This is a genomic window from Pseudomonas sp. SB113, from assembly GCF_040754745.1.
GTDB classification, from domain to species: domain Bacteria; phylum Pseudomonadota; class Gammaproteobacteria; order Pseudomonadales; family Pseudomonadaceae; genus Aquipseudomonas; species Aquipseudomonas grimontii.
In genome coordinates, this window is the sequence record NZ_JBFMHW010000023.1 from 1 (window position 1) to 21,945 (window position 21,945).

The window sequence follows — 21,945 nt, forward strand, 5'->3', positions numbered from 1 at the left end:
TAAAGAGCGGTTGGTTAAGAGCTTTCGTCTCAACCGAGGCGCGCATTCTACAGCAGCCTCATTTGCTGTCAAGTGATTATTTTCAGAAGCTTTCGAAGATTTCTTCAACAACTTCAACCACTTGCGCCTCCGATCTCTCGTTAGCGGGAGGCGAATAATACAGCATTGAATTACCTGGTCAACCCCTCTTCTGCAAAATCTTTTCCTTAACAAAGAACCCACACCGCGACGCAACGACGCCCGCCTTTAAAAGAAGCGCGTCGTTGCGTCTATATAGATAGAAGGTGTACTTGGCCAATAGGGGATGCGACTGCCAAGGATCACTCCGGTGTCCCCGTGAAGTCAGGCGACTCTTTGATACCGCAGGAGAGCCCGGTACGCATCGGGTCTTTGTTTTCACGCCCAGAACAGGGATCATCGCCCCCCCCCCCCCTAACCCCAGAGGAACCGACACCATGGAATTGACGCTGGAAGCTGTTGCGCTCTTTGCACTCAAGCTCGTGCATGAGGAGGACGGCGGCAGCCCGGTGTTGAGGGACGACCTGGTGATGGATAGGTATGAGCGGGAGGTGTTCGGGTTGCTGGTGCGACAGGGGGATCTGCCGGGAGTTCTGCTGAAGATAGACGAGTGTATGGCGCAGGCGCTGGTCGCTTTGGGTGGGGCCGATACGGTATTGGGACGTGAGCTGCAGCGGTTGTCTACCGACGTACAGCAAGCCTCAACGCTGGAGGAACTCAAGCCACTGCTCGCGACACTGAAGGACTACCTTAAAGCCATTCAGTAACGGACTCACCACAAGGACCTTCACATGATCGACTTCAACAACAAAGGCTTCTTCAAACTCAAGCAAAACAACGAATAGGCCGAACGCGTCGCGGCCCTGCTGCTGGACGGCGAAGAAGTCATCGACGCCTACAAAGCCATGCGCGATGGCGTGGTCTTCACCACCAAACGCATCATCGCAGTGAATGTACAAGGCATAACAGGCAGCAAGAAGGACTTCACCTCGCTGCCGTACAAAAACATCGTCGCGTACTCGGTGGAAACGTCCGGGACGTTTGACCTGGATTCGGAACTGGAGATTTACTTTTCGTCGCTGGGAAAAGTGAAATTTGAATTCACCGGCAAGACCTCGATTGTCGAAATCTCCCGCTTGATCTCCAAGCACTTGCTGACTTGATCAGCGGGCATGCTTCAGGGGATCACAGATGACGCTGACTGGTCGTCATCCACGCTGTTGAACCGAGCCCGATTAATCTGCCACGGCAATGCCGGCTGCGAGCGGACTTTCTTGTGTTTGTCACGATTGAAGAGGTGCGGTTGCACCTCCAGAAACTGGTTAAAGTAAACCGCCGCTGACTACACACAACCTCGTCAAACAAGTGGAGAAAAACCATACTCAATAGCTGAAGTTTCCCACATCCGCCATCGAACAAAGCCAATTCCACCCCCTTTGCTCCATCTCGTAGGCTCACTCCCCCACACAAGGACGTGAGCCAGTCATGACTGAACGTGCGTACCCCATCACCGAAGAAGAGCAACTCAAACGGCGAATCCTGACGCCGCAGCCATCGCGCGCGCCTTACTCACCGCCCATCGATTTGTTCAACCCACCCCCGGCCCCACCTCCCACGCCCGACAAACCTCCCGGCTGCACGTTCATCAAACCTTGCCAATTGCCCGATGGCCTCACTGACTACGCGCAACCCAGCGGTTACGTACCGCTGGAGCTGATCAAGGAATACGGCCATTTCAGCCTGCTGGGTGGGCGAGAGGTGGATGGTTGGGGCGCAGTTGCCTTGGGCAGGATCAGCGGTAGCGCACTTCCCGCTGGTTTGGGGCAGTTGGCGTTGCGTTCGTCGGCGTTGGAGGCGGCAGCTACTGCCGTCGGCTCAGTCGCCGGTGGCCTGCTGACCGGCTTGGTGGCGCTGGCTTGGCCGTCGGAGCTGGGTGATAGCGCGTTCTACAGCGAAGAACAGTTGCGTTCAATGCGAAAGGCGCGTTCGCAGATGCGCTTGCATGTCGAACAGCGCGAGGACGGCACACTCAAGGGGTATGGGTTTTACACCGGCAATAATCCTGATTGGCAAATGATTGATGTGGTGCAGTTCTAAAGCCGTGGCGATCAGTTTGTGGCGGATTTGGGTGAAGGTGTGGAGCTGATCTGGACGCCCGCCGTTGATCCAAGTGACACGCTGGGTATTCCGGCCTTGGAGGCTGCGCCGCAAGCGCCGGTGATCTGGATTTATCCGCCGACGGAGAAAGCAGCGCAGATTCTGGTGAACCCGATTTATCCGCCGGCGTATCGGGATTTTATCCTGGTGTTCCCGGTGGAGTCGGGGGTTCGGCCGCTGTATGGGGTGGTGAACGAGCCTAGGAAGGGGCTTAGGAATCCGGACCATGATTACTTTCCTGCACCAAAAACCGAAGACATCACTGGCTTCCCGGGTTTGATCGAACTCAAGAAGAAAAATAGAAAACGTAACGGTGGCGGACTACGTGAGCGCTGGAAAGACGCCAAAGGACGAAGGCTTTTTGAGTGGGACTCAGAAAAAGGCGAACTTGAAGTCTACAGGTACAGCGATGTGGAACACCTAGGCTCATTTGACCCCTATACCGGGGAACGACGGGGTCCTGCAAAAGATGAGCGGCGTATACAAAAATAAAATAGAGAGTTCGATATGGCTATGAAAGTACGGCTGGAATGGTTCAACAGGCAGACGGAAGTCCTGGAAGCAGACGAATACTCAGCGAACGTTGAGGACGGCAGCATTCTTGAAGCACTCGACTTACACGATGAGCCCCAAATTTATACAGGTGGATTCGATGTTCTTTCCAGCTGGATAAGAATTCTCCAGCCACATTTCCGGCACGAGATAACACCTAAGCTTTTCGACTACCAGATATCTTTTCATTACCAAGGTGCTTGGCCACCCTCTCATAAGCAGCCCAAGGTGAAGTCTTGATGCAATGAACCCAACCATGAAAAAGCCCCTCCTCTACCGCTCAGTCAACACCCGAACCCATGGCGTACGGCACGGGAGTTGCTGCGCTTACAGGTACGAACGAAACACCAAGACCGAAAAGAACACACTCTCAAACCGTGGTTCCATGCACAGCCATCAACGACACGGTTTTGATTACACCCCGCTATTTCGGTTTCTCCTATCCAAAGTCGGCCACCCATGGGATCAGGTTTTCAGCGAAGCCAAATCCCGCTTGGATCGCCCGGAGCCCGTATTCTGGATGGTTGCACTACATGAAAGCGACAAGGACGAGTACGTGAGAACGGATGAGAACAGCTACTACAGCGGCTTATGGGTTGACGAGGCAGGCCTGCTGCAAAAGGTCAATCCACAGCTGACACCTGAGCAGATGGAGCCCTTTTGTGACTGCTGCACCCACACCTTCAACGGTGTGGTGTACACGCAGGCTCTACCGTGTACCCCATAAACACCGGGGCTATCAACCCGACTTACTCACACTATCGGCCCCTTCCACCAACACCCGTTTCCCCGGATCCGTAATATCAAACACCTGCTGCGCACACGCCGAGGGTTTGAACTGGAACTCCACCAGATACACCTTGCCCTTTTCAGGCTGGAAGCTACTTAACAGAGGCCCGCAAATGGCGTAGATGCCAGGGCGTGAGTCGGTGGACGAACTGGCAACGGTCAACTTCTTGCCAGGATCTGCCTGGATCTCCAACTGCGGGAAGCGCTTGAACCCAGCGCTGGCCACCGTCTGGTTGAGCTTTGCAATCCAGTTGAAGACGCGGCCTTCACCTGTATCCATCACCGTGCCCAGGGTTTCCATGCGTTCATCGGGGTCGCCTTCGCGGCGTATCGAGAACTCGACGGGAGCGGTGCCGCCGTAGGCTTTCATGATGACTTTGGCGTGCTCAGCATCGACAGCTACGGTTTTCTGGCGCAGTTGAATACCATCCTTGAGCAGGCTGGGCGATGAGTCGCGTTGGTTGGATTGGCAGGCGCACAGGGCCAGGGCGAGGGAGAGCAGTGCGATTCGCTTCACGGGAAGATGTCCTTATCAGGGTGACAGATGATGATGACTTGACCTGTGATTAAACAGAATGTTCCGTAGTGGAGCGACCGCGATGCAGGGGCTCGACAGCTTCCACAGTTGAGCAGTGATCACTTCAGGCCTCGTTAAACACCAACCGCGCGCACAACCCGCCCCGCTCGCGGTTATGCAACGCCAACCGGCTGCCGATCTTGCCCACGATCATCTCCACAATCGCCAGCCCCAGCCCTGCGCCATTGGCATTGCCACGGCTGTAGAACCGCTCGAACAAACGCCCCATTTCCGCCTCATCAATACCCGGCCCCTGGTCCTCCACGCTGAGGCAATGGGCGCCAATCACCACTTTTACTTCGCTGCCCGGCGGGGAGAAGTTGAGGGCGTTGGTCACCAGGTTTTGCAGGGCGATGGCCAGTGCCACGGGTTCGGTTTCGACCCAGCACTCTTCGTTCCCTTCCAGTACCAGTTCCACGCCTTTTTCCATGGCCAGCGGGGTCAGTTCCGCCAATTCTTCGCGCACTAACTCCGTCAACTGCACGCGACTGCGCACAGGGTTATTCAATTGCGGCTCTATGCGCGCCATGGTCAGCAGTTGGCTGCCGATGCGGGTCGCGCGGTCGACGCCGCTGACCAGGAAGTCCAACGCTTCGCGCCGCTGGGTTTCGGTGCCGGCACTTTGGGCGTTTTGCGCATGGATGCGCAGGATTGCCAAAGGCGTGCGCAGTTCGTGGGCGGCGTCAGCGATGAAACGGCGCTCGCGCTCCAACAGGTCGTCAACTTGCACCAACAGGCGGTTGAGCGCGGTTTGCATGGGCTCCAGGTCGGTGGGCAGCGGCTTGAGGTGCAGCGGTTGCAAGGTGTCGAAGTTACGCCCGCGAATCGACAAGGCCATGGCGCGCAAGGGTTTGAGGCCCCAGCCGATCACCAGCCAGATCAACACAGTGAGCAGCGGCACGCCGATCAATGTGGGCCAGAGAGTGTGGCGCATGATTCGTTGGATCACGTCCTGGCGAATATCGTCGCGCTCGCCCACCCAGATCAGCAACCCCTGTTGCGGGTCGGCGAGGAGGAAGGCGCACCAGTCGTTGCCGTTGTCCATGATGTCGTGGGAGCCGAGGGTAGCCGGCGGTGCGGCCAACACTGGCGCCTCGGCGGAGCGTACGAGTAATTGACCGTCGCTGCGCCACACCTGGAAGGTCAACCGAGTTTCATAAGGGTGGGCAACACCGTCTTCGCCGACACGGCTCATGGCCTGATCGAAGGCCTGGTACAGGCGGTCCCAGTCGGCTTCGCCAGGGTCGCGCTGGCGCAATACGCCTTGCAACAGGCGTGCGCTTTGGGCGAGTTGAGCGTCGTAGACTTCTTCGATTTCATGGTGGCTGTCGCGCAGCACCAGCCAGCTGATCAGCGCGTCGCCCAACAGGATCAGCACCAGGACAGGGATGAGGATACGTGCACGCACGGAGGTCATGGTTTAAGCGCCAGTACATAGCCAACACCGCGCACCGTGCGGATCAGCTCGGTGGATAACTTTTTACGCAGGTTGTGGATCAACACTTCCAGGGTGTTGCTCTCGACCCGGTCCTGCCAGCCATACAACGCGCGGGACAGGCGCTCGCGGGTCACCACTTTGCCGGGGCGCACCATCAGTTGGTGCAGCAGTTGGTATTCCATGGGGGTGACGATGATGTCTTCATCCAGATACCGCACTTGCTGGGTGGCCGGGTCGAGGCTGACGCCGGCATGTTCCAACATCGGTTGCGCGCGGCCCTGGCTGCGGCGCAACAGGGCGCGCACGCGGGCCTTGAGTTCTTCCACATCGAAGGGTTTGACCAGGTAGTCGTCGGCGCCGGCGTCCAGACCGGCGATGCGCTCGGCGGTGCCATCGCGGGCGGTGAGGATCAGTACCGGCAGGTCGTGCTGCTCGGCGCGCAGTTGCTGCAACAGGTCCAGGCCATCAAGGCGCGGCAGGCCGAGGTCGAGCAGCAACAGATCAAAGCTTTCCGTGCGCAGGGCATGCAGGGCCGCAACGCCATCCTGCAGCCAATCCAGGGTGTAGCCTTCAACGCCCAATGCCACGCGAATCCCTTGGCCAAGGGCACGATCATCTTCGACAAGGAGTAGGCGCATAGCAAAATCTCTGTAGGAATCGGCGGCATCATGCCGGGTTCTGACCGAGGCTATTTCGGCAAAGATGTTACCGCGCGTTGCCAACTAAGGTTGCGCTAAGGTTGATTTTGCACTGTGAAATCTCCCACATCTGCTGAGAGCTTTTCCATGCGCAAAATTCTCCTGCTGTCCCTGATTGTCGCCAGTCCCCTGGCGGTCGCCGGCCCGCAATGCACCACCGCCGAGCGCTCGCAATGGCAAGACGAAAAAGCCTTCCAGGACAAGCTCAAGGCCGAAGGCTACGAGATCAGCAAGTTCAAGGTCACCGACGGCAACTGCTACGAGATCTACGGTTTCGACAAGGACAAGCGCAAGGTCGAGATCTACCACGATCCAGTCACCGGCAAGGCCGTGAAGACTGAGATCAAAGGCTGATGCCAGGCGAATCCCTGCGCCTGTGGGACCCGTTGGTGAGGCTGTTTCATCTGTCCATCGCCGGGGTCTTTGTCGCCAATTACTTCTTTAACGAAGCGGGCGACGACTGGCATGTCTGGCTGGGCTACTACGCCATGGCCTGGCTGCTGGTACGAACGGTGTGGGGATTCATCGGGCCGCGCAGTGCACGCTGGGCGGACTTCTGGCCGACCCCGAAACGCGTGAAAACCCACCTGCGTTCGCTGCTCAACCGCCGCCCGCACCATCGACTGGGCCATTCGCCCATCGGCGCGCTGGTGATGCTGTTGATGTTGCTGGCGTTGCTGACCATCGGCATCAGCGGCTTTTTGATGCAGGAAGTGGATGCCCTGTGGGGCGCCGATTGGCCCCTGCAAATCCACGAGACCGCCGCCAATGTGCTGCTGGGCCTGGTGTGCATCCATGTGCTGGCCGCGGTGTTTGAAAGTATCCAGGTGCGGGACAACCTGCCGTTATCCATGCTCACCGGTCGCAGGAAGCGTCTGCCGGATGAACGTGGGCAGTAATCCTTTTCTCGACAGGTCCTCTATGCGCTCCGCTTTTCTGATCTGCAGCCTGCTCGGCGTCTTCCTGGCCGCGTGGCTAAGCCACCCGCCCCATGTGCTGGCACCCTTTGCCCAAGTGGCGCCGAACACCTCGAAGGTGGCGACGGCCCCGCAATACACCAGCCGTTTTGTGTCTTCGCAACTCACGGACTTTGTGCACTCTTCCTCCGTCACCGCCCTGCCCGGCGGCGACTTGATGGCCGTGTGGTTTGCCGGTTCGCGTGAAGGCGCCGCCGATGTGCAGGTGCGCACCGCACGCTTCGATGCGCGCAGCGGCGAATGGGGCACCGAGCAAGTGCTGGCCACGCGGGAAAGCACTCGCGACGGCACCCAGCGCTATATCCGTAAACTCGGCAACCCGGTGATCGCCCTGGGGCCGGATAAACGCCTGTGGATGTTTTATGTGTCGGTGTCGGTCGGCGGCTGGGCCACCAGTGCGATCAATGTGATGGTGTCGGATGACCTCGGCGCCAACTGGTCCGCGCCCCGGCAGTTGGTGACCTCTCCGTTTTTCAACATCAGTACGCTGGTGCGCGCAGCGCCGGTGTTCCACGCCGACGGCTCCATCGGCCTGCCGGTGTACCACGAGTTCATGGGCAAGTTTGCCGAGTACCTGTATTTGAGCCCCGACGGTGCGGTGATCGACAAATTCCGCATCAGCCGCGGCAAGAACTCCCTGCAACCGACCATCGTGCCGCTGGACGGCAAGCGCGCCGTGGCGATGTTGCGCTACGCCGGCGACACCCACCACCGCGTCCTGGCCAGCCGCACCGAAGACGCCGGGCAAACCTGGAGCGCGCCGTACCCGCTGGAACCGGCCAACCCCAATTCGTCGTTGGCGGCGGTGGGCACGGTAGATGACGGGTTACTCGTGGCCCTCAACGACCTGCAGGACGGCCGCTTCAAGCTCAGCCTCTACGGCACCGACGCCCAGCTCAGCCAATGGCGCACCGTGGTGCAACTGGATGAGTCACCCGACCCGCTCGGCCAACCGTTCTCCCCCGAGGCCTATAAAGCAATCATCGGCGAAGGCTTCCGCGCCTCCAGCGGCGCCAAACGCCTGCCGCTGGAACAGCGCTTTCTCAGCAACCTCGATTACCGCGTATGCAAACCCCAAGGCTGCGATTTCGAATACGAGTACCCGTACTTCAGCCGCAGTCCGGACGGCATGTACCACGTGGTGTACTCGTGGAATAACACCTTCATCAAACATGTCAGCTTCAACGAAGCCTGGCTGGCGGAGCGTCTGTGATGGTTTCTGTGTGGCAGGCCCATTTGAGTTTTGTGCTGCTGGGGTTTGTGCTGTTGAGCGCGCTCAGGTTTACCGCTCCCTGGCGGCCATGGCTGCTGCCGGTGCTGGTAGCGGTCAGTTTTATCCCGGTCAACAAGCTGCCGCTGGCGGCGTATGTGCGCAGTTTTACCGATGACCTGGCCATCTGCACATTGGTGCTGTTGGCGTGGGTCATGCTCAGCCGCCTGGGCTTAGTGCAACCGCTCGCTCGTCGGCATCAAGTGCAGACGTTGCTGCTGTTTGGCCTGCTGAGCCTGGTGCTGTACCCGGCCACGTTGGGCCTGACCTACTTCGACCCGTACCGTTGGGGCTTCAACCCGCGACCGATGATCGCCCTGATGGCGGCGGCCGCACTGTTGATGCTGTGGCTGCGTAATACGCTGGCGGTGTGGATGCTGGCGATGGGTACGTTGGCTTTTGCATTACGGCTCAAGGCGTCGGAAAACTATTGGGATTATCTGGTCGACCCGCTGTTGACGGGCTACTGCGTGGTCGCTGGATTAATGCAACTAAAACTGTGGGAGGGGGCTTGCTCCCGATGGCGGCGTGTCAGTCAGTACATCCGGCACTGAACCACCCCCCTCGGAGCAAGCCCCGTCCCACATTGGATTTGTGTTGTTTTAAAGAGTGGGAAAATTGATGAGTGCGTTGCAATCACGCCGCCTGCGCTACGGCGTGGGCGCGATCGGGTTGGTGTTTGTGTTGCTGGCTGCGTTGCGGCTGGTATTTGTGCTGGGTTTTTCCGGCCTTGATTTGAACACCCCGGCGCTGCTGGAGACCCTGGGTATCGGCCTGCGTTTCGACCTGCGCCTGGCGGTGTTGATCCTGCTGCCGCTGGCCGTGCTCGCATGGCTGCCGCGCTGGAACCTCGCCACCCTGCCGGCCCTGCGCTGGCTGGCGCGCGGTTATCTGGTCATCGCACTAGCAGTGGTGGGGTTGGTGTACATCATCGACTTCGGCCACTACGCCTACCTCGGCGTGCGTATCAATGCGACGGTGCTGCGTTACCTGCAAGACGCGCAGATTTCCCAGCAGATGGTGTGGGAAACCTACCCGGTGCTGTGGATAACCGCCTGCTGGCTTTCGGCGGTGGCGCTTTGGGTCTGGGCGTTGGTCCGACTGGAGCGGTTGACCCTGGATCGAGCGCCCACCGCCATCAGCAAGTCGGCACTGACAGTGGTGAGTGTGATGGGCGTCGTCGCGGTGCTGCTGGCCTTGCTCGGCCGCGTCGCCAACCTAAACCTGGAAAACCCGGTGCCCCTGCGCTGGAGCGATGCCTTCTTTTCCGGCAACAGCCAACTGGCCGCCGTGGGCCTGAACCCGGTGCTGTTTTTGTATGACACGCTCAAGGTCGGCCAATCGCAGTTCGATGAAGCCCAGGTCCGCAAGTATTACCCGCACGTCGCCCAGTACCTGGGCGTGACCCAGCCCGATGCCCAATCACTGAACTTCACCCGCGAACAAGGCGTGCAGCCCTATCGACTGGCCGGCGAGCGCCCGCCCAATGTGATTTTCGTGATGCTCGAATCCCTCGGCACCAGCGCCGTGGGTGCCTATGGCAACCCGCTCAACCCCACGCCGAACCTGGACAAACTGGCGACGCAAAGCTGGTTTTTCAAACACTTCTACGTCCCCGTCACCGGCACGGCAAAAACCGTGTGGGCCAGCATCACCGGCGTACCCGACGTCACCTGCCAGGAAACAGCCACGCGCAACCCGCTGATTACGCGCCAACACACGTTGATCAATGCGTTCGAGGGCTACCAGAAGTTCTACATGATCGGCGGCAACGCCGGCTGGGCGAATATCAATGCACTGATCCGCCAGAGCATCGACGACGTGCAATTGTTCGAGGAGAGCAACTGGCAATCGCCACGGGTGGATGTGTGGGGTATTTCCGACCTGGACCTGTTCAAGGAAGCTGACGGGCTGTTAAGCGCGGTCCCCAAGGACCAGCCGTTCTTCGCCTATCTGCAAACCTCCGGCAACCATCGCCCCTTCACCATCCCCAAGCAGAACGATGGCTTCCAGGTAAGCCACGTGACACTGGAACAGGCCCAGGCCGCCGGCTCCCGCAGTGTCGAGCAGTACAACGCCGTGCGCCTGCTGGACTACAACATCGGCCGGTTGATGGACATCGCCAAGGCCGGCGGCTACTACGACAACAGCATTTTTGTGTTCTTCGGCGACCACAACACCCGTATCAGCCAGATCCCCCACATGGCGCCAGCCTTCGAGCAGTTGGGCCTGGAAAGTAATAATGTGCCGCTGCTCATCCACGCCCCCGGCCTTGAGCCTCGGGTGATCGACGAGGCGGTGGGCCTGGCCGACCTGCTGCCCACCGTGGCCGGCATGGCGGGCGTGCCGTTTCGCAATGGCGCGATGGGCCGGGACATCCAGCAACCGGCGCCGGAAGGCGAACGTGTGGTGCCGCTGGTATTGCGCGAAGGCACCTTCCCGATCATCGGCGGCGTGACCCAGGACTTCCTGCTGCAGATGCAGCACGACGGTAGCTCACCGACCCTGCATGACCTGGCGTCGCTCACCCCGCGTGACGATGTGAGCGCACACCATCCCGAGGAGTTTCAGCGTTTGCAGGTGCTGACCCGTGGGCTGCATGAGAGTGCGCGGTTGATGCTGTTCAGGAATGTGCGTGAGTAATCACTTGGGCTGGAACGTCTCAAGGTACGCCAGGATGTTGTCGATTTTTTCCGGGTCGCTGATGCCCCAGAAAATCATGCGCGTACCACTCACGACCTTTTTTGGCGCTTCGATGTAGGCCGCGAGCTTGTCGCGGGTCCAGACCACGCCGGAGTTTTTCATCGCGTCCGAATATTGATAGTCGGCGGTGGTGCCGGCGGGTCGGCCGATGATGCCGTTGAGCTCTGGGCCAAAGCCACCGCGCGCGCCTTCGCCGACGCTGTGGCAACCGCCGCAGGTTTTGCTGAAGAGTTTGCCGCCCGCCTCGGCATCACCGGCGGCGTAGGCCGAAGCATTGCTGAGGCTCAGCGCGAGGGTCAGTAAGAGGTACTTCATGGGGGACTCCACATCGGGTGTTGCCGGCGATTATGCCTGTTTGTCAGGAGCGCATGCCCATCCAGATCACCGCTTCGGTCCACGCCGTGACCACCGGCGTCAGCGCACGAAACCAGGGATCCTGCACATCGATCTGCGCAGCCGAGTGGTCGTGGTGGTGCTGTTCTTCCTCGACGATGGAGGCAATGGCCGCCACGGCCAGCGGGTCTATGTCGCGTAAAGCGTGAAGTTGATGAGCCAGGTGCTTGAGCACCACACTTTCCACGGCCACGGTGGTGGCAACGATAGCCTTGCGCCCGCATCCCCCGGTAAGCAGGCCCAGCACCAACCCGCCAAGGCCGCACAGCCAGTAGCTGCGGCAGCGTCGGTAGCCTCGCCGTTGCAACTCGGCCTGGAACACCGCGCGGTGGCGGCGCTCGTGGGAGAGGAATTCACGGAGCTCACCCACCATGCTGGGGGCAAACAACCGCGCCATAAACAGCTGGCCGCTGTAGATACAGATCGCGCCATGCTCACCGGCGTGGTCGACTTTGATCATGCGGTTGCCCAGGTTCGGGTCGATCAAGGGGGCAGCGGAAGTGTTCACGGTTGACGACCTTGTGCGAGGGCCACGGGGTTCGGGCCCGTCCTGATTGCAGAGCGCCGGTATCGTGCCGTACCACCGCGCAAATGCGCAACCTAGACCCTCGAATTGACCACCCATCGCTCCATACACATCCAATCGAACCTATCCAACTCCGCTCCACTCCACCCTACTGAACCCTGATGGTGGAGTAAGGATCATGGCTCAGCCATCGATTTTGGTATTGGAAGACGACGAGATCATTCGATCGTTAATGGTGGATGTGCTGGAGGATTTCGGCGCGACGGTGACGTCTTTTCCTTCAGCCGATGAAGGGATGATTTACCTGGAGCGGGGCGACGATCCGGTGGATCTGATTGTCAGCGATGTGCAGATGCCGGGGTTGCTCAACGGCTATGACTTGAGCCGGGTAGTCGCGCACCGCTGGCCGTCGGTGCCGGTGCTGCTTACCTCCGGCAACGCCAGATTTGCGCAGCAATTGGGAGGCTCCGTGCGGTTCCTGCCCAAACCCTGGAGCACGGAGCATTTGCTTGAGTGCGTGCAAACGGCATTGACCCAGCAAGGATCGTCCATGCATTGATAGCGTCGCGACATCATTTATACCGAACTTCGCAGCAGGCCTTATGGTCACTTATTTAAGCAGGGAGCGACTTTTCTGATCCGCTGGTCAGCCTTTTCGCCTTGTGCGTTCAGCTGATGCTTATGTGTTGTGTAGAATCGTCGCCTTTTTCAGCGCGTCATTCATGGCCGAAAGGCCCACAGTTCGAGCTCATTGAATGCATTCACAGGCCCATGAAGGTGGTACACCCTCATTGCTGGAAGCGTTGCGCGCAGGCACTGGCCTATTGCATGTGACCTTGGAAAAACGCCTGCCGTTTTTTTCCGAGCACCTGGATGCCGTCTGGTACCAGCGCTTGATCCAGGCGTATTACGGGTTTTATGGGCCAATGGAAGCGGCGCTGTACGGCTGTAACTTCATCCCTGAAGGTTTTGACCAGGCACAGCGTGTGAAAACGCCGACCCTGTTGGATGATCTTCACGCCCTTGGCCTGGATGCCCCGGCGATCAATGCCTTGCCACACTGTGTACAACTGCCCTCTCTCGACACCCCCGCTGCCTGCCTCGGCGCCTTGTATGTATTGGAAGGCGCCACCTTGGGCGGCCAGGTATTACGTCGGGAAATGGCCCAGCGCCTGGACCTCGACGCCGATAACGGCGGTGCATTCCTCAATGTGTACGGTGCCGAGACCGGTCGGCGCTGGAAGGATTTTCTCGACTATCTGGGCCGCCTGCCGCTGGACGCGCCAGCCAAAGAGCGCGCGGTGAACGCGGCCCGTTCGACATTCAGCTGCTTTGAGCAATGGCTCGACAGCCAGGAGGTACTGCTATGAAACCCGACGATTTTGAAGAGCTGCTTGCCAACTGTGCCGACGAGCCCATCCGCTTTCCGGGGGCGATCCAACCCCACGGCGTGCTGCTGACGCTGTCGGAACCCGATCTAAACATCATTCAAGTCAGTGCCAACGTTGCCACCTTGTTCAACCGCGACCCCGAGTCGCTGCTGGGCCAGCCCCTGCACACGCTGGTGGGTGCCGAACACGCCCAGGCTGTACAGGCCATGGCTGAACACAATAGCTTTTTTGATGCGCCGCCGTTGCACGTCACGTTCAACGGCGCCGAGTTCGACGGCCTGTTGCACCGCCATCAGGACGTGCTGGTGCTGGAGTTCGAGCCGCGGCTCAAAGACTTCCGACCGCGGGCGCTGAAGGGTCGCGCCAGTGACTTGGGCAAGATGCTGCAACGGTTGCAGGCTGCGAAAACTCTGCAGGCGCTGTACGAAATCAGCGTGACTGAAATCCAGGCCATGACCGGTTACGACCGGGTGTTGATCTATCGTTTCGAAGAAGAAGGCCACGGCCAGGTGATCGCGGAAGCGTCGGCACCGTCCATGGAGCTGTTCAACGGGCTGTTCTTCCCTGCGTCCGACATCCCGGAGCAGGCCCGCGAGCTGTATCGCACCAACTGGCTGCGCATTATTCCGAATGCTGCCTACGAGCCGGTGCCACTGCTGCCCAAGTTGCGCCCGGACACCGGCGAGCCGCTGGATTTGAGCTTCGCCACCCTGCGCAGCGTATCGCCGATTCACTGCCAGTACATGCAAAACATGGGCGTGCTGTCGTCCATGAGCATCTCGCTGATGAAGGGTGACAAGCTCTGGGGCCTGATCAGCTGCGGCAACCGTGAACCGCTGCTGGTGCCCAACGAATTGCGCATCGCCTGCCAGACCATCGGCCAAGTGCTGTCATTGCAGATCAGCGCCATGGAAGCCCTGGACCTGAGCCGCCAGCGTGAAGAGAAAGTCGAGGCCTTGGCCAAGCTTGATCAGGCGATGAAGGCCTCGGAAACAAGCGTGTTCGACGGCCTGGCCCAGCAAGGCCAGTTACTGATGGACCTGACCTTGTCCGGCGGCGTGGCGATCATCGAAGACAAACAATTGCACCGCTACGGCAACTGCCCGGAACCAGCGCAGATCCGCGCATTGCACAAGTGGCTGCAAGACCGCGGCGAGTCGGTGTTTTCCAGCCATAACCTGGTGTCGGTCTACCCGCCGGCCGCCGAGTTCCAACAGGTGGCCAGTGGGGTATTGGCGATGAGCCTGCCAAAGCCTGTGGATAACGGCGTGCTGTGGTTCCGCCCGGAAGTGAAAGAGAACATCAATTGGAGCGGCGACCCGAACAAACCGCTGGCCCTGGAAAGCTCCGAGGCCGGCCTGCGCCTGCGCCCACGCATCTCGTTTGAAATCTGGAAAGTGGAAATGGCCGGTATCTCCACCAAGTGGAGCCATGGCGACCGCTTTGCCGCCAACGACCTGCGCCGCTCGGCCCTGGAAAACGACCTGGCCCGCCAGGTGCTGCGCGAGCAACAGGCCGTGCGCGCCCGCGATGAACTGGTAGCGGTGGTATCCCACGACCTGCGCAACCCGATGACCGTCATCTCGATGTTGTGCGGCATGATGCAAAAAGCCTTCAGCTCCGACGGCCCGCACACCTCACGGCGGATCTCCTCGGCCATCGACACCATGCAACAGGCCGCCGGGCGCATGAACGTGTTACTGGAAGATCTGCTCGACACCTCCAAGATCGAGGCCGGGCGCTATGTAGTGAGACCAGTGGCATTGGACGTCAGCCAAATGTTCGAAGAAGCCTATGCCCTGCTCTCGCCGCTGGCGATGGAAAAAGGCATCGACCTGTCGTTCAACGCCGAGCCTGGCCTGCAGATAAACGGCGACCCGGAGCGGCTGTTCCAGGTGCTGTCGAACCTGATCGGCAACGCCATCAAGTTCACCCCGCGCCAGGGCAATATCGGCATCAGCGCGATGAGCAATGGTGAAGATATCGTGTTTTCGGTGCGTGACTCCGGCGAAGGTATTGCGCCTGACCAACTGCCGCATGTGTTTGATCGTTATTGGACCCAGGCCGAAAACAACCCCACCGGCAGTGGCCTGGGGCTGTATATCACCCAGGGGATTGTCCAGGCCCATGGCGGCAAGATCGTGGCCGAGAGTGAAGTGGGCCGTGGCAGCGAGTTCCGGTTTACGGTGCCGAAGGTGATTGAGGACTCATATACCTGAGCGCCCGTAGTGGATGGCGTTGCTGGTCGGCATCTTCGATTAATTCACCGCGCAGGCGCAGGCGGGCCACTCACCGACAGCCTGCAAAAGCTGCCGGATTACTACAGCGCATTACGTAACGTAGTCGCGCAAAACCGAGCGGCTTTTGTGCTCGAAGGCAGGCACGGCATGACCTCGCCTGAAGCTGATGAGTGTGCCAAAGGCAGCGGTGATGATTTTTGAGAGGGAATACACACCGCCGTCATCATTTGCAGCGAGGCGTTTATAGTTCAACCCCTTGCCTCTCTGTAGGTTTGACTGCGCTTCACTATTCACGGTGAAGTTTCTAGCTCACAGAAGGAATTCTCTATGCTTCTTTCCATCCATCACACGATGAATAACGATAACGCAGTGAATGTGCTGCAACAATCCGAGCTGCACCAGCGCCAGAAGAGCGACGTCGAACCGAATCGGAAGCAGTCGTCCACCATCGAATTTGGCGGCCCGGCGGCCAGCGATAGGCACAAGAGTCAGAGCACGCTGGATAGCCTTGGAGGAACCCTGCTTTAACACCTAACAAAGGGCAGCCCAATCGGGCTGCCCTTTGTTAGGTGTTAACAAAACACTGACATTCAGTGCGCTAACCTCGCTGTTTTTTTATAGAGCCAGGAGTCCCTGCCTGCATGTCACCCCTCGATACTTTGCCCACCGTCCTGGCCGGTCCGTTGCTGCGCCGCCTGGAGCCCCGGCGCCTGGTACTGTGGCTGGTAGGCAGCCAAGCACTGGCGCTGACCCTGAGACTGCACATCGCCGGGCAGAACCGCGATATCCCGCTGAATCGGGGCCAATGCGAAATCGTCCCGGTAGGCCGCCACGCCTTTATTCATTTGATCGACGTGCCGCTGGACGACGCCCTGCCCCAGGACGTGGTCATCGGCTATGACCTGCTGATCGACGACACGGGCATCGCCGAATGGGCGCCGCACCTGGTGTATGCCAACGCCCACTGCCCGAGCTTTGTCCTGCATAGCCGCATCCATCAGTTGGTGCATGGCTCCTGCCGCAAACCGCATCACCCGGCGGGCGAAGGTTTGCTGTGTGTCGACCGCCTGCTGGCCGAGGCACACACACCCGCCCAACGCCCGGCGCTGCTGATGATGAGCGGTGATCAGGTGTATGCAGACGATGTCGCCGGGCCCATGCTGCGGGCGATCCATGCGCTGATCGCACGCTTGGGCCTGTTTGATGAATACCTGGAAGGCGCAGTCGTGGACGACAGCGCCAGCCTCTACGGGCATCGCGCCAGCTATTACCATCGCGCCGACCTGCTGCCCGCGCTGGACAGCAACGAAACCCTGCGCGAGCGATTTTTTGGTGGTGTGAAAAAGCCGATTTTCACCAGCAGCACCGCCGACAACCATTTGGTGACCTTCGCCGAAGTGATGGCGATGTACCTGCTGGTCTGGTCACCGACACCCTGGGGCCTTATCAACCCGCAACCACCGGTGTTGAGTACCGACGAACAACAGCGCTATCACCGCGAACAGGTGCAGATCGACCTCTTCTGCAAAGGCCTGCCAGGCGTTGCGCGGGTCTTCGCCCACCTGTCCACGTTGATGATTTTTGACGATCACGACATCACCGACGACTGGAACCTCAGCGCTCAATGGGAAGAAACCGCCTACGGCCATCCCTTCTCCAAACGCATCATCGGTAACGCCCTGCTGGCGTACCTGCTGTGCCAAGGCTGGGGTAATAACCCGGACGCCTTTGATGAGCTGGTGAGCCAAACCCGGACGCTCACTGCCCAGGCCCAGGCCGATCACCTCGACGCGAGCGCGCAGGATGAACTGCTCGAAGCGCTGCTGAAATTTCAGCAATGGCATTACGTACTGCCCACCACGCCCGCCCTGGTGGTGCTCGACACCCGTACCCGGCGCTGGCGCAGCGAGTTCACCCTCAAGCAACCGTCCGGCCTGCTGGACTGGGAAGCCTTGAGCGAACTGCAACAGGAACTGCTCGACCACCCCTCGGCCATCATCGTCTCCCCCGCGCCGATCTTTGGCGTCAAGCTGATCGAGACCGTGCAGAAAATCTTCAGTTGGTGCGGCCACCCTTTGCTGGTGGACGCGGAAAACTGGATGGCCCATCGCGGCGCGGCACAGGTGATCCTCAACATCTTTCGCCACTCGCGCACACCCGGTAACTACGTGGTCCTCTCAGGCGATGTGCACTACTCGTTCGTCTACGAAGTGCTGATCCGCCATCGCAACGCCGGGCCCAGGATCTGGCAGATCACCAGCAGCGGCATCAAGAACGAATTCCCACCGCGATTGCTGGAGTGGTTCGACCGCCTCAACCGCTGGCTGTACTCGCCGCGTTCGCCCCTCAACTGGTTTACTCGCCGCCGCACCATGCAAGTGATACCGCATATTCCGGAGCATGCCGAAGCGGGTGAGCGGTTGTGGAATTCGGCGGGAATTGGCCAGGTGTTTTTCAATGAACACGGCCAGCCGGAAGCGATTTACCAGCACAACGCCGATGGGAAAGCGCGTACGAGGATGACGGCGCCGAAGAAATAGCCTATTGCCACCTTTCTATGGCCGGCCATCCGCCCTATTCAAAGCGCACAAGCCCCGTTGTACAGTAGCTCCAGCCACGGAGTATCGGCGTCAACAGGGCTGGCACTGAATGCCGGCCCGGGCAAGGAGCGCGTAGATGGACGATACCTCCGGCGACAGCACACTGAAGAGTGATTTCTCTCACCTCAACGCCGACATGCTGCATACCGTGCTGGAGCTGGTCAGCGACGGAATCTGGGACTGGAACGCCAATACCGGGTTCGTCTACCGCAACCCAGGCTGGTACGAAATGCTCGGCTACCCCCGCCACTCCCTGGAAAACAGCGTGTTCACCTGGGAGACCGTCATCCACCCGGAAGACTACCCCCAAGTGATGACGCTGTTTGATGACTACATCAACCGTCGCGCCCCCCATTATCAAGTCGAATACCGTTGCCGCAAAAAAGATGGCAGCTACCTGTGGATCGAAGACCGGGGCTACGTGATTGCACGTAACGCCGACGGCTCGGTGGCGCGGATGGTGGGCGCCCATCGCGATATTCATACACGCAAGTGCTCCGTCGAACAGTTGGAGCGGCGCAACCAATCCCTTGAGGCGCTGGTGGCCGAGCGCACGCGCGAGTTGTCACGGGTCAACCAGCAGTTGCAATTGCAACTGGACGAAAACCGCTCCCTGGCCGAACGGGATGCCCTGACCCTCGTAGCCAACCGCTATCGCCTGGAAAAAGCCCTGCTGGAAGAGTGCGACCGGGCCCAGCGTTTTCGCCTGCCGCTGGCATTGATCGCGATGGATATCGATGACTTCAAGCCGATCAATGACCGACACGGTCACGGCGTGGGCGACCAGACCCTGGTGCAGGTCGTGGAATGCCTGGAAAGTTGCCTTCGCCCAGGCGACCTGCTGGCCCGGTGGGGCGGCGATGAGTTCATGGTGGTCCTGCCCAAGAGCTCGCTGGAAACCGCCACGCAATTGGCCGAGAACATCTGCCAAACGATGCGCAAGATGCCGCTGCGCGATGACCTGCCCGTTACCCTGAGCCTGGGGGTGGCCGAGCGCCGTATGGATGAATCCCCTGCCGCCCTGATGGCGCGTGCCGATCAGGCGTTATATCGCGCCAAGGCGGCGGGGAAAGATGGGGTGTCAGCGTAAGCCAAGCCTGTCAGCGCACCGGCGGCGCGTACTGGATGCCGCCGTTGTTCCACAGGGCATTGAGGCCGCGCTTGATCTTCAACACGCTGCCCTGGCCAATGTTGCGTTCGAACACCTCACCGTAGTTGCCCACCTGTTTGACGATCTGCACCACCCAATCCTTGCGCAGTTTCAGGTCCTTGCCGTACTCGCCATCGGCGCCCAGCAGTCGCGCAACATCCGGATTTTTAGTGGTCTTGGCCTGCTCTTCGACGTTCTGCGAGGTGATGCCCATTTCCTCGGCGTTGAGCATCGCAAACAGGGTCCACTTGACGATGCTGAACCACTCGTCATCGCCCTTGCGCACCAGCGGCCCCAGCGGCTCCTTGGAAATCACTTCCGGCAATACCACAAACTCATCCGGGTGGGCCATCTTGATCCGTTGGGCATACAGCCCCGACTGGTCAGTGGTGAGCACATCGCAACGCCCGGCTTCAAGGCCCTTGGCGCTTTCGTCGGCGGTGTCGAAGGTGATCGGCGTGAACTTCATGCCATGGGTACGGAAATAGTCGGAAACGTTGAGTTCGGTGGTGGTGCCGGCCTGGATGCACACGGTTGCGCCGTCCAATTGCCTGGCGGCCGTGACTCCCAGCTTGTTGTTCACCAGAAAACCGATGCCGTCATAGTAGGTCACGCCCGTGAACACCAGGCCCATGCCCGAGTCGCGGGAGCTGGTCCAGGTGGTGTTGCGCGAAATCACATCGATTTCGCCGGACTGCAGGGCGGTGAAACGCTCCTTGGCAGTCAATTGGGTGAATTTCACTTTGGATGCATCACCGAATAAGGCGGCCGCAACGGCATGGCACACGTCCACATCGATGCCGGTCATCTTGCCCTGGCTGTCAGGCACGCCAAAACCGGGCAACCCGTCGCTGACCCCACACTGGATAAAACCTTTCTTCTGGATTGCGTCGAGGGTCGAACCGGCGTGCGCGCTGCCGGCCAGGCCAAAGGTGGCGGCGGCACTGATCATGGCCAAGGTCATTTTGAATCGGTTCATGCGAGGCTCTCCCTGTCGTTTCTTGTTATTCGGCGCCACATAGCCCGCGCCTGTTTCTGATGCTGCCGGGGGAGTATCGACGGGTTTGCCGCGTTGCCACAAACGACCTTTTGGCAACAGCTCCTTCCGATTTGGAATGACCCGGCGACTTTATTTCGTTTGCGGCAGGGCCTGGCCCACGGCTTAGATAAAAACACGCCCGCCACTGCCGAGTCCGAGATTCATGAGCCGCGAAACCATCAGCCAGTCGATTTCCATCGTTCACCCCATCAGCCTCAGCCATGGCAGGAACGCCGAGGTCTGGGACACCACGGGCAAACGCTATATCGATTTTGTCGGCGGGATCGGCGTGCTCAACCTTGGCCATTGCCACCCGGGCGTGGTGGCGGCGATTCGTGAACAGGCGACGAAGTTGACCCACTACGCGTTCAACGCCGCGCCCCACACGCCCTACATCGAACTGATGGACCGCCTGACCAGGTTTATCCCGGTGGACTACGCCGTCAGCGGCATGCTCACCAACAGCGGCGCAGAAGCTGCAGAAAACGCCTTGAAGATCGTCCGCGGCGCCACCGGCCGCACGGCGGTGATCGCGTTTGACGGCGCCTTCCACGGCCGCACCCTGGCCACCCTCAATCTCAATGGCAAGGTGGCGCCCTACAAACAAAAGGTCGGCGTACTGCCCGGCCCGGTGTATCACCTGCCCTACCCCAGCGCCGATAACGGCGTGAGCTGCGCTGAAGCGCTCAAAGCCATGGACCGCTTGTTCAGCGTGGAAATCGACGTCAATGACGTCGCCTGTTTCATCATCGAGCCGGTGCAGGGCGAAGCCGGTTTCCTCGCCTTGGATATCGAGTTCGCCCAGGCGTTGCGACGCTTGTGCGATGAGAAAAACATTCTGCTGATTGCCGACGAAATCCAATCCGGCTTCGGTCGCACCGGCCAGCGTTTCGCCTTCTCACGCCTGGGCATCGAACCGGATTTGATCCTGCTGGGCAAAAGCATCGCCGGCGGCGTGCCGCTGGGTGCGGTGGTCGGGCGCAAGGCATTGATGGACAACCTGCCCAAAGGCGGGTTGGGCGGCACGTATTCCGGCAACCCCATTGCCTGCGCAGCGGCGCTGGCCACCCTCGATGCAATGACCGATGAGCATTTGCAGGACTGGGGCTCGCAGCACGAAGAAGCGATCGTAGGCCGCTATGAAGCCTGGCGTTCGCAGCACCTGTCGCCGTACCTGGGCCGCCTGACCGGCGTCGGTGCCATGCGCGGCATCGAACTGACCAGCCCCGACGGCACGCCCGCCTCACAGCAACTGACCCAATTGCTGAGCCTGGCGCGGGATGCCGGGTTGCTGCTGATGCCCAGTGGTAAGTCGCGGCATATCATTCGGCTGCTGGCACCGTTGACCATTGAGCCTGCGGTGCTGGAAGAAGGACTGGATATTCTCCAGGCGTGCCTCCAGCAGTTGGTTTAACCCCCCGCATCCG

22 protein-coding genes and 2 pseudogenes are annotated in these 21,945 nt (G+C 59.9%); 18 read left to right on the top strand and 6 right to left on the bottom strand.

What is annotated here, in order from left to right; genetic code table 11:
- The first annotated feature begins 455 nt into the window (after positions 1–455).
- The 5 genes and pseudogenes from AB1462_RS24575 (at position 456) to AB1462_RS24595 (ending at position 3,454) form a co-directional block, all read left to right on the top strand.
- Positions 456–785 (top strand): hypothetical protein, encoded by a 330-nt coding sequence (locus AB1462_RS24575; protein WP_027607589.1) that lies wholly within the window; start codon positions 456–458, stop codon positions 783–785.
- Between the two features lie 24 nt (positions 786–809).
- A pseudogene (locus AB1462_RS24580) lies at positions 810–1,181 on the top strand (PH domain-containing protein).
- A gap of 322 nt (positions 1,182–1,503) precedes the next feature.
- Positions 1,504–2,667 (top strand): annotated as a pseudogene (locus AB1462_RS24585) (S-type pyocin domain-containing protein).
- A gap of 15 nt (positions 2,668–2,682) precedes the next feature.
- On the top strand, positions 2,683–2,967 hold the full coding sequence (locus AB1462_RS24590; RefSeq protein ID WP_367248095.1) for a colicin E3-like toxin immunity protein: 285 nt from the start codon (positions 2,683–2,685) through the stop codon (positions 2,965–2,967).
- Between the two features lie 16 nt (positions 2,968–2,983).
- Complete coding sequence (locus AB1462_RS24595; RefSeq protein ID WP_090400694.1) at positions 2,984–3,454, top strand: hypothetical protein; 471 nt, start codon at positions 2,984–2,986, stop codon at positions 3,452–3,454.
- A 12-nt stretch (positions 3,455–3,466) separates the two neighbouring features.
- Here AB1462_RS24595 and AB1462_RS24600 read toward each other — a convergent pair whose 3' ends face one another.
- The 3 genes from AB1462_RS24600 to AB1462_RS24610 all read right to left on the bottom strand — a co-directional run bounded on the left by AB1462_RS24600 (position 3,467) and on the right by AB1462_RS24610 (position 6,169).
- Entirely contained in the window at positions 3,467–4,033 is a 567-nt protein-coding gene (locus tag AB1462_RS24600) for a hypothetical protein (RefSeq protein ID WP_090400695.1), read from the bottom strand.
- A gap of 124 nt (positions 4,034–4,157) precedes the next feature.
- Positions 4,158–5,510: an ATP-binding protein gene (locus AB1462_RS24605; protein WP_367248097.1), complete on the bottom strand. Its 1,353-nt coding sequence runs from the start codon at positions 5,508–5,510 to the stop codon at positions 4,158–4,160.
- Entirely contained in the window at positions 5,507–6,169 is a 663-nt protein-coding gene (locus tag AB1462_RS24610; RefSeq protein WP_053132130.1) for a response regulator, read from the bottom strand. Before AB1462_RS24610 ends, AB1462_RS24605 begins: the two co-directional genes overlap by 4 nt.
- Before the next feature lie 147 nt (positions 6,170–6,316).
- On the opposite strand from AB1462_RS24610, the gene AB1462_RS24615 reads away from it, so the two are divergent.
- The 5 genes from AB1462_RS24615 to AB1462_RS24635 all read left to right on the top strand — a co-directional run bounded on the left by AB1462_RS24615 (position 6,317) and on the right by AB1462_RS24635 (position 11,119).
- Complete coding sequence (locus tag AB1462_RS24615) at positions 6,317–6,583, top strand: PepSY domain-containing protein (protein ID WP_090400697.1); 267 nt, start codon at positions 6,317–6,319, stop codon at positions 6,581–6,583.
- Entirely contained in the window at positions 6,583–7,128 is a 546-nt protein-coding gene (locus tag AB1462_RS24620; protein WP_090400698.1) for a cytochrome b/b6 domain-containing protein, read from the top strand. The genes AB1462_RS24615 and AB1462_RS24620 overlap by 1 nt, the downstream gene beginning before the upstream one ends.
- A 22-nt stretch (positions 7,129–7,150) precedes the next feature.
- Positions 7,151–8,419, top strand: coding sequence for an exo-alpha-sialidase (locus AB1462_RS24625; RefSeq protein WP_367248098.1), 1,269 nt, complete (start codon positions 7,151–7,153; stop codon positions 8,417–8,419).
- A complete protein-coding gene (locus tag AB1462_RS24630; RefSeq protein WP_367248100.1) occupies positions 8,419–9,030 on the top strand; it encodes a hypothetical protein in 612 nt (203 codons plus the stop codon). Before AB1462_RS24625 ends, AB1462_RS24630 begins: the two co-directional genes overlap by 1 nt.
- A gap of 67 nt (positions 9,031–9,097) precedes the next feature.
- The gene (locus tag AB1462_RS24635) at positions 9,098–11,119 is read left to right on the top strand and encodes an LTA synthase family protein (protein ID WP_367248101.1); all 2,022 of its coding nucleotides are present in this window, start codon (positions 9,098–9,100) and stop codon (positions 11,117–11,119) included.
- On the opposite strand, the gene AB1462_RS24640 is transcribed toward AB1462_RS24635, so the two are convergent.
- Entirely contained in the window at positions 11,120–11,494 is a 375-nt protein-coding gene (locus AB1462_RS24640; RefSeq protein WP_090400702.1) for a cytochrome c family protein, read from the bottom strand.
- Positions 11,495–11,537: 43 nt separating this feature from the next.
- A complete protein-coding gene (locus AB1462_RS24645) occupies positions 11,538–12,080 on the bottom strand; it encodes a demethoxyubiquinone hydroxylase family protein (RefSeq protein ID WP_259194516.1) in 543 nt (180 codons plus the stop codon).
- A gap of 196 nt (positions 12,081–12,276) precedes the next feature.
- On the opposite strand from AB1462_RS24645, the gene AB1462_RS24650 reads away from it, so the two are divergent.
- The 7 genes from AB1462_RS24650 (at position 12,277) to AB1462_RS24680 (ending at position 19,419) form a co-directional block, all read left to right on the top strand.
- Positions 12,277–12,657 (top strand): response regulator, encoded by a 381-nt coding sequence (locus tag AB1462_RS24650; RefSeq protein WP_090400703.1) that lies wholly within the window; start codon positions 12,277–12,279, stop codon positions 12,655–12,657.
- Positions 12,658–12,853: 196 nt separating this feature from the next.
- Entirely contained in the window at positions 12,854–13,468 is a 615-nt protein-coding gene (locus tag AB1462_RS24655; protein ID WP_259194518.1) for a biliverdin-producing heme oxygenase, read from the top strand.
- A complete protein-coding gene (locus tag AB1462_RS24660) occupies positions 13,465–15,708 on the top strand; it encodes an ATP-binding protein (RefSeq protein WP_367248103.1) in 2,244 nt (747 codons plus the stop codon). The genes AB1462_RS24655 and AB1462_RS24660 overlap by 4 nt, the downstream gene beginning before the upstream one ends.
- A gap of 9 nt (positions 15,709–15,717) precedes the next feature.
- Positions 15,718–15,930: a hypothetical protein gene (locus AB1462_RS24665; RefSeq protein WP_186731574.1), complete on the top strand. Its 213-nt coding sequence runs from the start codon at positions 15,718–15,720 to the stop codon at positions 15,928–15,930.
- Positions 15,931–16,056: 126 nt separating this feature from the next.
- Positions 16,057–16,257, top strand: coding sequence for a hypothetical protein (locus AB1462_RS24670; protein ID WP_259194520.1), 201 nt, complete (start codon positions 16,057–16,059; stop codon positions 16,255–16,257).
- 113 nt (positions 16,258–16,370) lie between these two features.
- Positions 16,371–18,269, top strand: coding sequence for an alkaline phosphatase D family protein (locus AB1462_RS24675; RefSeq protein ID WP_315338079.1), 1,899 nt, complete (start codon positions 16,371–16,373; stop codon positions 18,267–18,269).
- 136 nt (positions 18,270–18,405) lie between these two features.
- Positions 18,406–19,419, top strand: a complete 1,014-nt coding sequence (locus tag AB1462_RS24680; RefSeq protein ID WP_090400708.1) for a diguanylate cyclase — start codon at positions 18,406–18,408, stop codon at positions 19,417–19,419.
- 10 nt (positions 19,420–19,429) lie between these two features.
- Here the strand turns inward: AB1462_RS24680 and AB1462_RS24685 are convergent, their stop codons facing one another.
- Complete coding sequence (locus AB1462_RS24685) at positions 19,430–20,458, bottom strand: amino acid ABC transporter substrate-binding protein (protein WP_259194523.1); 1,029 nt, start codon at positions 20,456–20,458, stop codon at positions 19,430–19,432.
- Positions 20,459–20,681: 223 nt separating this feature from the next.
- On the opposite strand from AB1462_RS24685, the gene AB1462_RS24690 reads away from it, so the two are divergent.
- Complete coding sequence (locus AB1462_RS24690; RefSeq protein ID WP_367248105.1) at positions 20,682–21,932, top strand: aspartate aminotransferase family protein; 1,251 nt, start codon at positions 20,682–20,684, stop codon at positions 21,930–21,932.
- Positions 21,933–21,945 lie beyond the last annotated feature (13 nt).